This is a genomic window from Lactobacillus sp. XV31L (assembly GCF_059900865.1).
In genome coordinates this window covers 1-13,177 of sequence record NZ_JBWXGC010000018.1, presented here as the reverse complement: position 1 = coordinate 13,177, position 13,177 = coordinate 1, and the positions used below count along the sequence as shown (strand labels likewise).

General features: G+C 42.1%; 12 protein-coding genes. 9 read left to right on the top strand and 3 right to left on the bottom strand.

Annotated features, from left to right (window positions below):
• The first annotated feature begins 534 nt into the window (after positions 1-534).
• From AC2JF7_RS08855 to AC2JF7_RS08845, 3 genes are read left to right on the top strand one after another with little or no spacing between them, the layout of a single operon-like run.
• Complete coding sequence (locus AC2JF7_RS08855; RefSeq protein ID WP_500728336.1) at positions 535-1,383, top strand: MetQ/NlpA family ABC transporter substrate-binding protein; 849 nt, start codon at positions 535-537, stop codon at positions 1,381-1,383.
• Between the two features lie 17 nt (positions 1,384-1,400).
• Positions 1,401-2,462, top strand: coding sequence for a methionine ABC transporter ATP-binding protein (locus AC2JF7_RS08850; protein WP_500728335.1), 1,062 nt, complete (start codon positions 1,401-1,403; stop codon positions 2,460-2,462).
• Positions 2,455-3,156: a methionine ABC transporter permease gene (locus tag AC2JF7_RS08845; RefSeq protein ID WP_500728334.1), complete on the top strand. Its 702-nt coding sequence runs from the start codon at positions 2,455-2,457 to the stop codon at positions 3,154-3,156. Before AC2JF7_RS08850 ends, AC2JF7_RS08845 begins: the two co-directional genes overlap by 8 nt.
• Positions 3,157-3,210: 54 nt before the next feature.
• Here AC2JF7_RS08845 and hbs read toward each other — a convergent pair whose 3' ends face one another.
• Together hbs and AC2JF7_RS08835 are read right to left on the bottom strand one after the other, a co-directional pair.
• Positions 3,211-3,492 (bottom strand): non-specific DNA-binding protein Hbs, encoded by a 282-nt coding sequence (hbs, locus tag AC2JF7_RS08840; RefSeq protein ID WP_500728333.1) that lies wholly within the window; start codon positions 3,490-3,492, stop codon positions 3,211-3,213.
• Positions 3,493-3,661: 169 nt separating this feature from the next.
• The gene (locus AC2JF7_RS08835; protein WP_500728332.1) at positions 3,662-4,507 is read right to left on the bottom strand and encodes a glycosyltransferase family 8 protein; all 846 of its coding nucleotides are present in this window, start codon (positions 4,505-4,507) and stop codon (positions 3,662-3,664) included.
• 143 nt (positions 4,508-4,650) lie between these two features.
• On the opposite strand from AC2JF7_RS08835, the gene AC2JF7_RS08830 reads away from it, so the two are divergent.
• Together AC2JF7_RS08830 and AC2JF7_RS08825 are read left to right on the top strand one after the other, a co-directional pair.
• Positions 4,651-5,295 (top strand): SLAP domain-containing protein, encoded by a 645-nt coding sequence (locus tag AC2JF7_RS08830; protein ID WP_500728331.1) that lies wholly within the window; start codon positions 4,651-4,653, stop codon positions 5,293-5,295.
• Between the two features lie 138 nt (positions 5,296-5,433).
• Positions 5,434-6,153, top strand: a complete 720-nt coding sequence (locus AC2JF7_RS08825; RefSeq protein ID WP_500728330.1) for an MIP/aquaporin family protein — start codon at positions 5,434-5,436, stop codon at positions 6,151-6,153.
• Positions 6,154-6,225: 72 nt separating this feature from the next.
• Here AC2JF7_RS08825 and AC2JF7_RS08820 read toward each other — a convergent pair whose 3' ends face one another.
• Positions 6,226-7,107, bottom strand: a complete 882-nt coding sequence (locus AC2JF7_RS08820; protein ID WP_500728329.1) for a LysR family transcriptional regulator — start codon at positions 7,105-7,107, stop codon at positions 6,226-6,228.
• Between the two features lie 205 nt (positions 7,108-7,312).
• On the opposite strand from AC2JF7_RS08820, the gene AC2JF7_RS08815 reads away from it, so the two are divergent.
• From AC2JF7_RS08815 to AC2JF7_RS08800, 4 genes are all read left to right on the top strand, one after another.
• Complete coding sequence (locus tag AC2JF7_RS08815) at positions 7,313-9,094, top strand: FAD-binding protein (protein ID WP_500728328.1); 1,782 nt, start codon at positions 7,313-7,315, stop codon at positions 9,092-9,094.
• Positions 9,095-9,134: 40 nt separating this feature from the next.
• Positions 9,135-10,958: an FAD-binding protein gene (locus tag AC2JF7_RS08810; RefSeq protein ID WP_500728327.1), complete on the top strand. Its 1,824-nt coding sequence runs from the start codon at positions 9,135-9,137 to the stop codon at positions 10,956-10,958.
• Positions 10,959-10,974: 16 nt separating this feature from the next.
• Entirely contained in the window at positions 10,975-12,390 is a 1,416-nt protein-coding gene (locus AC2JF7_RS08805; protein ID WP_500728326.1) for a DASS family sodium-coupled anion symporter, read from the top strand.
• Positions 12,391-12,879: 489 nt separating this feature from the next.
• Positions 12,880-13,086: a CRISPR-associated endonuclease Cas3'' gene (locus AC2JF7_RS08800; protein WP_500728325.1), complete on the top strand. Its 207-nt coding sequence runs from the start codon at positions 12,880-12,882 to the stop codon at positions 13,084-13,086.
• The last annotated feature ends 91 nt before the right edge of the window (positions 13,087-13,177 follow it).

The following is a 13,177-nucleotide window of genomic DNA, read 5'->3' as shown; positions in this document are numbered from 1 at the left end:
GAGGAATGGTGCAATAACCTGCCCCGCAAGATCTTAGCCTACCACACACCCGATGAATTATATGAAAGAAGATTAGATTGCATCTATCAGATCAAGTAGGGTGTTCAACTTAAAATTGCAATTTTCGTCATTTTTCTTTTGCATATAATTTTGGGCGAAGGAAAAGTTTATTTGCGACAAACATTAAAAGTAAAAAGGTGCTTGACAGAAAAAAATTTAAATGCTAAATTAATAAACAATTAAATAATTAATACATCTTGAAAAGCAGAGTAGCGATTAGCCTTGCTGATAAAGAGAGCTGACATTATGGTGAGAGTCGGACAGCAGGGGATGGTGAACATGGGCTTGTAGTGATGACCGCTGGTGATAATTAGCTAGCGGCGGAGTTGCGTCCGTTATCAGTGCAGGCTGTTGATTGACAGCTAGTGAGATTTATTACGTGAGTAATAGGTGAATTAAAGGTGGTAACACGAAGCACTCGTCCTTGGCAAAGGATGAGTGCTTTTTTTATTTGCGAAGTTGGAGGTTGGACAAATGACGAAGAAGAAACAACGAAATATTATCTGGGCATTAATTGCCCTGTTTATCTTGGTTGCGGCCTGGTTTAGTTTTGGTCCAAAGAAGAACAATGATTCACAAAACCATGTGGTCATGGTTGGGGTGGTCAGCATAACCAAGCCCAAGCAAGAGATTTGGGACCATGCGGCAGCGCTAGCCAAAAAGAAGTATGGCGTCACAATTAAGCTTAAGAACTTTACTGACTACAACCAGCCCAACAAGGCGGTTAAAAACGGCGATATCGATCTTAACTCTTTTCAGCACTATGCCTTCTTAAAGGCCTGGAACAAGGCAAACCATGGCGGTGTAGTTGCCATTGGCCGTACTAAGATTGCCCCAATTAGGCTATATTCAAAGAAGTATCACAAGTTGAGTGAGTTACCAGTTGGAGCTACGATTGCTGTACCAAATGATGCCAGCAATGAGTCTCGCGCACTGTTTGTGCTTAAGAATGCGGGATTAATCAAGTTGCGACCAGGCAAGACTCTAGCAACAGCAGCTGACATTATCAAGAATCCCCAGCAGCTTAAAATTAAAGAGATCAGCGCTGACCAAGCCGGCCGGGTGATCAATTCAGTTGATGCAGCAGTGGTCAACAATGACTTTGCGTCTCCTGCAGGACTGGGCAAAAAAGAAACAATCTATGTTGAGCCTGTTAACAAGGACTCCTTGCAGTGGGTAAATATAATTGGTGCACGCAAGGGTGAAGAAAAAAACAAGGACTACATTGCGGTAGTTAAGGCTTTTCAAACCGCTGAAACCAAGCGTCTTTACAAGAAGTATTATGGCGATATCGAAAAACCGGCTTGGGACCTTAAATTTTAACCAAGGAGGCATTGAAAATGGGTATTATTGAATTAAAGCACGTCAATGTTGATTTTCCCGATAAAAAGGGCCACCTTGTGCAGGCCGTTCAAGGTGTCAATTTGACCGTTGAAAAAGGACAAATCTATGGGATTGTAGGCTTTTCTGGTGCGGGCAAGTCAACTTTAGTCAGGACCATCAACCTCTTGCAAAAACCTACTTCAGGGTCAATCAGAGTCGATGACTGCGACTTCGTTAAGGAAGGCAAGCAAGTGATCAGCAACAAAAAGCTGCAGCTAGCGCGCCGTAAAATTGGAATGATTTTTCAAAATTTTAACTTATTAAACGAAATCACAGTGGCAGAAAATGTGGCTTTTGCTCTAAAGCACTCAGGCTTAAAGGATCAGGAGATCGAGGATAAGGCACTAAATTTACTTGAACTGGTTGATCTTAAAGACAAGGCACACTTCTACCCGGTCCAACTATCTGGCGGACAACAGCAGCGTGTGGCAATAGCTCGAGCTTTGGCTAATGAACCAGACATACTGATCTCGGATGAGGCCACCAGCGCGCTTGATCCACAAAATACCCAACAAATTTTAACTTTACTAAAAAAGTTAAAAGATGAGCTCAATCTAACCATCGTATTGATTACGCATGAGATGAGCGCAGTCAAGCAGATTTGTGACCAGGTAGCCGTGATGGAGCATGGCCAAATTGTTGAGCAGGGGAACCTGCGTGACGTGATCCTTCATCCTAAAAATGAACTCACCCAAAACTTTGTTGGTGGTTCAGGTCAAGTGATCAACACCTTGAAGTCGCTTAACTTGGACAAGTTGGGAGAAGACGAGGCCATTTACCAATTGGTTTATAGTATGGCCAATGTCACTAAGACAATTATTATTGACCTTTACCGCGAAATTGGAGTTGAGGCCAGCATGCTTTATGGCAATGTTGAAATGCTCAACGATGAACCAATCGGCACTTTGCTGGTTTTAGTCAAGGGCGACCGTGAAAAGCAGGAAGAAACTAGCCGTTTTTTGGCTGAAGAAAAGGTGGCAGTTACGCGTTTAAATGAAAAGGGGAAGTTGTATGATTAGTTGGTTTAGCAAAGTTTTTCCCAATGTTGTAAATTTAGGCTGGTTAGGTGACAATGGCTGGGGCACCGCGATGGGGCAGACCATCTTTATGACCTTCTGGTCAGCTATCTTTGGAGGCATTCTTGGCCTGATTTTTGGCCTTTTGCTAGTGCTCACTAAAAGCGACGGAATTATGCCAAACAAGTTCTGGTTCAATGTCTTTGACAAGATTGTTTCCATTTTTCGGGCAATTCCCTTTATTATTCTGCTTGCTTTTATTGCACCCCTGACCCAGTTAATTGTGCTCACGCAGATTGGGCTTAACGCCTCACTGGTACCGTTGACTTTGGGGGTCTTTCCCTTTTATGCTCGCCAGGTGCAAGTTGCACTTGAAAGTGTCGACCGGGGTAAAATTGAAGCAGCCCAAAGCCTGGGTGCAACCAACTGGGACATTATTTTTAACGTTTATCTGGGTGAGGCGCGTTCAGAAATAGTTCGAGTTTCTACGGTAACTATTATCAGCTTGATTGGTCTAACCGCGATGGCTGGCGCAATTGGCGCTGGCGGACTTGGTAATACGGCCATCTCCTATGGCTATGAACGCTTTGACAATGATGTTACTTTTGTGGCAACCCTTTTGGTAATTATCCTGATCTTCATTGTTCAAATTGTCGGGGACTTTTTTGCAAAACGGTTGAACCACCAAAGCAAGTAAAAGGGGCAAACAAAAAAAGCGAGCTAGCTGCTCGCTTTTTTTATTTGCAATAAGTTACTTTACAGCATCTTTCAAGGCCTTGCCAGGCTTGAATGCAGGAACTTTAGTTGCAGGAATAGTCAAGGTCTTACCAGTTTGTGGGTTTCTGCCTTTTCTTTCTGCACGGTCACGAACTTCAAAAGAGCCAAAGCCAATGATTTGGACTTTTTCGCCTTTAGCCAAGTCTTCTTTAATTGAGTCAATTAAAGCGTCGATAACTTTTTCAGCATCCTTTTGCTTAAGCTCAGTCTTTGCTGCAACTTCTTTGGTAAGTTCAGATTTATTAATTGAGGCCATATCTTTCTTCTCTTTTCTATAAAATTTTAGTCAAACATGCAATACGTGTTATTATCCTATACAAAAATCGGGTAAAGCATTGCTATGCTTGAGTCTTAACAACTTTCCTTATTTTATCACAGTTGGCCTGTCCTTCAATAGAAAAAAGCGAAATGACGCATTATTTTTGTTACTTGAGGATACGGTTAGTCATTTGCTGGTAGTTTAAGTAAAGTGGCTTGAAGCGGGAATGCTTCTCCCGTTGCCAGGGTTTGGGCTTGCCGCAAAAGTGCAAAATTGCCGTGTTTTCCATGACCCATTCAGTATTTATGGTACCGGTACTACGTGTGAGATAAAGGGAATATGCACGAGCATCATAGTTCCAGCGTGTTTCTGGAATCTTTAAAATATCTTCGCCATAAAGATAGTTGAGAATATCCTGATCAGGGAGAATCAATGTGTCATGATGCTCCTGAATTGCTTTTGAAATATCTTCGGGATTGATTTGCTGGCGCATGCGGTCCAGGTCCATAAGCATGATGCCCGAGTTAAAGTAGGCAGTGGTGGTGCCAAGACGGATGTTGTTGATTGAACTCATAATGTCAGTTAAGCCCTCATGAACAGCAGCAGCAAACATTTTTCCTTGTAAGTCAAGCTCCCACAATGGCCTAATCGAATTAATGACTAAAATATCGGGATCAAGGTAAATTACCTGGTGGAGGCTTGCGGGCAAGACCTTGCTTGATAGCAAGCGAAAGTACATTTCCTTGGGATAATCATGCAAGTTGAGCAAGCCTTGTGGGAAGTTGATATCTTCTTTCATGGCTAGGGGCATGATTTTGAGATCAATTTTTTGGTCAAAGTCGGAGAGGGCAAGGAGGGCTTTTTCTTCAATCTGATCGTGAATTAGCCAAATGCGAAAACGTTCCTCCAGGTTATTAAGCCGCAGGGAATAGAGCATCACTTCAAGTGGTTTAATATAATTTTGGTCAATGGTGACTAAGATTTCGATTGGTTCTTTTTGCTTTTTTTCCATAGTTAAACTTTCTAAATTAATTTAATGCAGCACAAGGCTTGCCTAATTAGTATAAAACAAAAACTGTTTATTAAAGTCAAGAATTTGATAGCATAGTGTAGTAAAATAGGAGATATCAAAATCATGGATCGAGAGGTATCATAATGAAAAAGAAATTACTATTAAGCTTGGTCAGTGTCACCATACTTTCACTAGGCATGAATACAGCAGCGCCAGTTTTTGCAGCAGAGCTTGCCGGGTCAGAGACTAATTCGTCAGCGCCCGCTGCAAGTACTGCTAGTGACAATACAAGTACCAGTGACCAAGCAAAGCCAGCAACACCAGGTAGTAGTGCTAAAAAGCCAGCCAAGAATTCTGGCGATACTGCCAAGGCCCTGCAACTGTTCCACCATTTGGCCCAGGTAACCAAAAAGTCTTACGTATACAATGATAAGGGTAAGCGAATCAAAAACCGGACCGTAAAAAAGGGAACCGTAATTGGTATTACTGGTTTTACTACGGTTAAAGGCAAGACACTGCTCGGCTTCAATCTCACCAAGAAGAAGACAGGCTATGTTAAAGTCAATAATGTGAAAAGATTTCGTGCAGTGAGTTATAAGACTAAAAAGAAAGCTTATGTCTACAACAAAAAGGGCAAAATGACAGGCTATTACATTGCTAAAGGTAAGCGGGTTCCTATCTCTCAAACTAAGAAAATTCATGGCGTGAAGTATGCTGGGTCTGCGGATAACAACTTTGTGAAGTGGTCGGTCTTGGATCATGCCAGTGCAAAGGTTGCAAGCGAATAGTTAAAAAGTCCCTCTTTGCCAAACAGAAATGTTTACAATGGCTTTGCTTAGTTATATATTTAAATTGGGAATAGTTTACTACTGATAATTATTGTCAGGACTATTAGTAGCCCAACAATTGAAGTAGGAGTTTGAAAAATGAATAATAGTTTATCGATGCAATTGCTAGGGGAATTCCTAGGAACGATCATCCTAATTTTGCTCGGCGATGGCATTTGTGCCAGCGTCAACTTGAACAAGTCAAAGGCCAAAGGTAGCGACTGGATAGTTGTTGCTCTGGGCTGGGGTTTTGCGGTGACGTTTGGCGTATATAGCGTCGGCTGGCTTGCTCCGGGCCACTTTAATCCGGCAGTAACGCTTGGGATGGCAATCGCGCACAAGCTACCGTGGGCATCTGTATTGCCATATTTTGCAGTACAAGTTGCAGGTGGTTTTGTTGGTGGTGTTTTGGTATGGCTGACATACTACCCACACTGGGCTGAAACTGATGACCAAGAAGCAATCTTGGGTACATTTGCGACCGTCCCAGCAATTAGGAATTACCTCTGGAACTTTGTCACTGAGTTAATGGCAACCTTTGTTTTAGTTTATGGCTTATTAGCAATGAGCAAGACTAACTTTGCCCCTGGATTAAATCCACTATTGTCGGGTTTTCTCATCGCTGCAGTTCTTCTGTCACTAGGTGGACCTACTGGTGCGGCAATGAATCCGGCACGTGACCTTGGACCAAGGCTGGCTCACCAATTTATGCCAATTGCCAATAAAGGCACTTCGGACTGGGCCTATAGCTGGGTACCAATCGTTGCCCCACTCAGTGGTGGTGCAATTGCCGCTTTCTTATTTAATGCTCTAGCATAAAAACTAAAGCAAAATCTCATGGTTTGTTTAAACCATGAGATTTTTTTGTGCTCTTAAATTATTGCTGCAATCCTAAGGCATAAAATGGCGCAAGATTTCGATGCCCTTGCGTTGGTACTTGTTGGGTACAAAGCTCTTGCGCATGGCAATTTGCATATAGGCCCATATTTTTTGACCTGCCTTTAAACGAACGACATGAATTCCAGGAATGTTTTTGATGCTGCTTTCCATTACCAGTGCGATTCCAACATTACGCTTCACTAAGTCAATCATTAACTGGATTGTAGCAGCCGTATACCTGATTTGGGGCGTGAAATCGCCCATTTCAGCCTCACGCTCCAAGCACTCCCTAGTCAAAAAGCCGCGCTTGCGGGCAATAAAATGGCGCTCGCGCAAGTCAGCTGCTCTGACTTCTTGGACGTCTTTCCATGGATCATTAGGACCAGTGATGACTACTAATTGTGTCCTTTGCAGATTGTGGATGAAGTATTCAGGATCATTAATTGGTACCATCCAGGAGTAGATTGCAACATCCACATTGCCATTGGTCAGATCAGAGAATGCGTCAGCTGATCTTTCAGTGCTGATATCAAGCAAGTGAATAATCTGAGCTTGGTAAAACTCTTGGACAACATCAGCAATATAAAGACTGCCGGCTTCGCCTGAAAAAGCAAGTCGGATTTTTTTGTCACTGGCATGTTTGACATCGTAGTTAATGCTGGCAATATCTTTTAGCAAAAGCCTGGCCTTTTTATATAAAAGTTCGCCAGCAGCAGTCAATGAAATTTTGCTTTTACGGTTCTTCTGAATAATCAGCGGATCAGCAAACTCTGCACTAAGACGTTTGATTGCCATTGAGATTGTTGGCTGGGTAACGTCAAAAAAAGCAGCAGCTACTGTGTAGCTGCCTGTTTCAACTAATTTGCAAAAATACAAAAGATCTTTTTCATTCATTTTTTCTCCAAGTTTAATAAAAATAATTTATAAGTATATCTTTTTTAATTATAGTAAATTCCCTGAAAAAGGCAACTAGCACTGATATTTAAGCATTGGTAAATCAAATTTGCCTGAATTGAAAAGTTAAAATTTATTAGACTTAAATTTATTAACGGCATATATTTCATTTAACAAGATTTTTATGAAGGTGGAGGTAGATATTGTGATCTATGATTCAACAAGCAAGTGGGATGCGGTCTATGATGTGATCGTCGTTGGCTTTGGCGGTGCGGGCGCAGGTGCTGCCCGCTTTGCGGCCGATAAAAAGGCTAAGGTGCTTTTAATTGATTCAGCTCCTGAAGGTCAAGAAGGTGGTAATACCCGGTATGCTGGCGGCGCATTTGCATGGAGTGACGACTTCAACGACCTGCGTGAATACTACAAGCAGACATACTATCCCTTTAAGTATGATCCTAAGGCACTTGATGCTTTTGTTGACAATGTTTTACAGATGAAGGAATACGCGAAAAACTATTTTGGTATTGAAGCAGAATATACTGGCAGACGTCCTAAGGGAGAATATCCAGAATATGCTCACGCCGATACGATGCGCTCGCAAAGCGTCACCGCCGGAATGTACAACGGTGGCTTTTGGAAACTATTGCGAAAAAAAGTATATGAACGCTTGGACAAAATTGATATTTGGTTTTCCAGTCCAGCCCAGCACCTGATCCAGGATGCAGCCACTAAGACAATTTTAGGTGTGCAAATTAAGCATAATGGCATTAATAGAAATGTGGCTGCTAAAAACGGGGTTGTTTTATCTTGCGGCGGTTTCGAAAATAACCAGGACATGGTCCAGACTTTTTTAGGACAAGGATCACTGGCACCGATTGGCACGCTCTACAACAAGGGCAAGGGCATTGACTTGGCAGTTGAGGCCGGGGCTCGCCTTTGGCACATGTCTAACTATGACTCTCACGGCTTTTCTTTAAATGAAAATAAGCCACGGGAAAAGTTTGCTTACATGATTAACTGGAAGAGCCTGTTCAATGGCAGTATTTTTGTAGCTGGAGATGATGGCACGCGATATTATCGTGAAGACGAAGAAGATCGTCATGGCTACAAATACAACCATGGCAACTGGATCATGCAGCCAAACCAAAATCATCCCCACATTGTAATGGATCAGCGCCAATATGACCAATTGGCCAGTGATGATTCAACCAACGCAGACCAAATTAAGGAGCTTTTAACCTATGCTGTCAAAGCAGAATCGCTGAAAGAACTGGCCACTAAAATCGGGGCACCCAAATTGGTCGAGGCTGTTGCTGACTTTAACTTCTTGTGCACCGAGAAGAAGCAGGATATGTTTCTAAATCGGCAAATTGACACGATGCGGGCCTTTGCCAAGGGACCATATTATGCGATTGCTATTCGACACAATATCTTGCATACGCATGGTGGTGCCCGCCGAAATGAAAATTGTGAAGTTCTTGACCTTGAAAATCAGGTGATACCACACCTGTATGAAGCAGGTGAATTGGGAGACATATTTGCTACTAAGTATATTGGCGCCAACAGCATTGCAGACTTGCTGATATCAGGCAAGATCGCAGGTGAAAACGCGGCTTGGCCTAAACGAAAAATGTTTGCTAACGATACTATTACTGGGGCTTCAACGAATCCTGATCTTAAGTCGGATGCCCATGTATCTTTGGCAGATTATGTGGTTGATGACAACCAGGGTGTTGGAATTAGTGAAAATGGCATAAGTGATATCCCAATCGTGGTTCGGGTGACTGCCAAAGGCAACAAGATTGCCCAAATCGAGACCTTACAGCAAAAAGAAACACCGTCTCTTGGCGGCAAGGCAATTCCAATCTTGACGCAGGCAATGCTGGACCATCAAACAACTGCAGTTGACGTTGTGAGTGGAGCAAGTACCACTAGTATGGCTTTCAAGGAAGCAGTGGAACAAGCCTTGAATAACATTAAGAAGTAAAAACAGCTAACAATAAAATTATAAAAAAAGGTTGGCAACTATGATAAAGATTGATGAAATAAGTAATTGGAATGGAGAATATGACGTAATTGTTTTAGGTTTCGGTGGCGCCGGTGGAACTGCTGCTCGGTTTGCAGCTGATAACGGTGCTCGCGTCCTTTTGGTTGATGCGGCTCCTTATGGACACGAGGGTGGTAATACGCGCTATTCGGCTCAGCACGTGGCAATGGGCCATGATAAAGGAAAAATCACCAACTATTTTAAGCAATTGACAGCACCATTTGAGCTAGATGAGAAAACCTTAAACGTATATCTAGATGGATTTGTGAGGATGCCGGAGTATTTTAAAAAACATTTTGGACTTGCTCCCTTTATTTGGTCACGCGACTACAAACCGGGTGATCACTTGGCTAATAAAAAGCGTCTTTGCGAGTATCCAGAATACGAAGATGCCGAAACTTTTGACTTTGCCTTGGTGCACAATCGCGATTTTGACGCTGGATTGTGGAAGGTGATCCGTAAAAACGTCATGGAACGATCAGACAAAATTGATGTTTGGCTAAATTCTACTGCGACTCATCTTGTACAAGACCCTGATAGTGGTGAAGTACAGGGTGTTGTAATTAATCGGAACCACCAAGACTGTTTAATTCACGCAAAACGTGGCATTGTGCTTGCAACTGGCGGCTTTGAAAACAACGCACAGATGCAGCAAGACTACTTGCACGTTACCCGCCTAACCCCATTAGGAACATTGTACAACAAGGGTGATGGCATTAAGATGGCTGCTGAGGTTGGTGCCAAGATGTGGCATATGGGAAATTATGAATCGCTTGGTATTATTCCTAGCTATGTAATTGCCGAAGATAAAAATCTGCGTGGTCATCAAATTAGCGGATGGAAGAACATTAAGTCTGGTTCTATCTTTGCGATAACAAATGATGGTAGTCGTTTTATGCGTGAAGATGCGCCATCCCGGCACGGCCATATATACCAGCACGGCGAATATCTTTTACCACACGCATATGACAAGGCCTGGCTTGTTTTTGACCAAAAGCAGTACGATAAATTTAGGGAAGAGCAAAAGCAAGGAACTCTAAAATACCAGCAGTTCTTTGACAAGATAATAGAAGCAGATTCTTCTGCAGCTTTGGCACAAAAAATGGGTGTGCCTGCTGCTAACCTAAAGAAAACTATCAAAGGGTTTAACCTATTTGCACATAACGGAGAAGACATTGAATTTGCCCGAGCACCAGAGACAATGGCAGCCTTTGCTGATGCAGGCAACTTATACGCAGTCAAATTGGCCCCAGCGGTACTCAACACGCAAGGCGGACCCAAGCACGATGAATTTGCCCGTGTTCTTGATCAAGATAACCAACCAATTAAGCGGCTGTATTCAGCTGGAGAGCTTGGTGGAATGTGCGCTAACCGCTATCAAGGAGGTAGTAATCTAGCTGAATGTCTTATTTTTGGTAAGATTGCAGGAGAAAATGCAGCTAAATTATCAATGAACAGTGTAAAGATTATTTTTGGTGATCGGCTGCCGAGGATTAATGATCTATTGCATAATGATAAAAAAGATCAAGTCAAGCTTAAGGACAACCAATATCTTGGTTCATCAGAAGCAGGAATTGGCGGTCGAATTCTTGTGCGAGTTACCTATGAGGAAGATACAATCAAAAATGTTGAGGTATTGGAAAATCATGAAACTGAAGGAATTGGGGCCGAGGCCATAAAGCGTTTACCACAGAAGATGGTTGAGCAAAATTCTACTGTCGTAGATGCGATTTCTGGGGCTTCAACGACTACCAAAGCTTTAGCAGATGCAGTTAAAGCAGCCATCAAAAAGGCAAAGAATTAATTTGAAGGAGTAAAAGATGTTAGATAAATTTGAATGGAAGAAGTGGCTCTTGCCAATTGTAATTGGACTTATTTTATGGTTAGCAACGCCAATCAAGCCAGCAGCTATTAATGTACAGGCCTGGCACCTATTTGCTATTTTTATTGCTACAATTGTGGCCTGTGTAACCAAGCCATTACCGATGATGGCAACAACAATTATTGCAGTGGTAGTAGCCACACTTGCTGGTATCTTTAAAATGGATGAAGTAACAGCTGGTTTTGGTAATTCAACCGCTTGGATGGTTGCCATGTGCATGTTCTTGGCTGCGGGCTTTATTAAGTCAGGTCTAGGCAAGAGAATTGCCTACATCTTCGTCAAAGCTTTTGGCAAGAGAACTTTGGGCTTGGCCTATGCCTTGTCCTTGGTTGAAACCGTATTGGCTATCGGTATTCCTAGCAACAATGCCCGTGTTAACGGCATTATGTACCCAATCATTGACAACCTATCCAAGGAAATGGGTTCTGATCCCAAAAAGGGGACTGAACGCAACATGGGCTCGTTCTTGGTCTTCAATGAATATGAGGTTAATATTGTTACTTCAACCATGTTTTTGACGGGATTAGCTGGTAATATGGTGGCACTTGGAATTGCTAAAACCCAAAACATAACCATCTCATGGATGCAGTGGTTTGTTGCTGCAATTGTACCTGGTCTTATTTCCTTGTTGGTTGTTCCTTTTGTTCTGTACAAGATTTACCCACCTAAAATCAAGGAAACGCCCAATGCACATGCCTGGGCTGACGATAAGCTGCAAGAATTGGGCAAGATGACTGCCGCAGAGAAAATCATGGCTCTTGTCTTTGTTTTGGCCGTTGTCCTTTGGCTAATTGGGCCAAAATTTGGCATAGATGCTACCTTGGTTAGTTTTATTGCTGTTGCCTTGCTTTTGATTTGCGGCGTTATCAATGTCAAAGACATTTTAGGTCAAAGCTTTGCCTGGAACATCTTGACCTGGCTTTCTATCATCATGCTGATGTCCCAAAAATTAATGCAATTGGGGTTCTTTCCTTGGTTTTCAAAGACCCTGGGAAGCACGCTTCATGGTATGAATTGGATTATGGTCCTAGTGATTTTGTATCTAGCGTACTTCTACTTACATTATCTGTTTCCTAGCGTTTCAACCCAGATATCGGCCTTGTATGCAGGATTTTTGTCAATCGCAATCGGTGCAGGCGTGCCGCCTATTATGGCTGCTTTAATGTTGGCACTTGACGGCTCGCTGTATTTGTCAACTTCTAGCTACTCGGCCGGTCCAGCTGCACTGCTTTCTACCACTGGCTATGTTTCTAGTAAAGATTGGTGGAAACTGAGCGCAATTATTGGTGTGATACTCAATGTTATCTGGCTTGGCGGTGGTCTGCTCTGGACCAAAGTTATCGGTATGTGGTAAATATAAGCCCTAAATAAGGTAATGAAGTACAACACTATGGTATAGTCCTTGCTGAGAGGAAAGAGAATAGCTTGTAAATCAAGTGAAAATCTTTCACTAAAGAAAGGTATTGAGCTCTGCTTTAAGGGTGTATAATAGATTATAATTTTTATTTCCCGCAAACTGCGGGGGTGATCCTCGTATGATTAATTGAATCGTGGTGTTTCCTGCAATAAGCAGGGGAGAAAATGAAAGTTAGTGCCTAGTCACTAACTTTTTTAGTATTCATGGATGAATTACTATGAGAAATAAAATATTGGGAATACATGATTTTAGAATTTATTTTTAAAAAAACTTGCAATCTGAAAACAGTTTTATTAATCTTATAATATAAATCGTATAATTAAATGTAAAATAAAGGAAAGGAGAAAAGTGAATAGAGAAGAAATAAAAAGCCTCTGGGCGAAAAAAAGGACGGACGAAAACGGGGAACAACTCTGGTTACCTTTAATGGCTCATTTAATCGATACAGCCAATGTAATTAACTGGTTGCTCAGCCATAAGGTTTGTGATGGCACCAAAAATTGGCTAATTGAAAGTGTTGGCAATGAAACCGAATTGCGTAAGCTAGTTAAATTTTTGGGCTTCAACCATGATATCGGCAAAGCAACGCCCGCCTTCCAGACTAAACTATCATACAACCAAATAAGGTTATAAAAAAGCGCGTGAACTCAATGATTTGAGCTTAGGCGCTTTTTTATTTTTTATAATTGTGTTCCTGATGTGTTCCTACTGTCAAATAATTCAT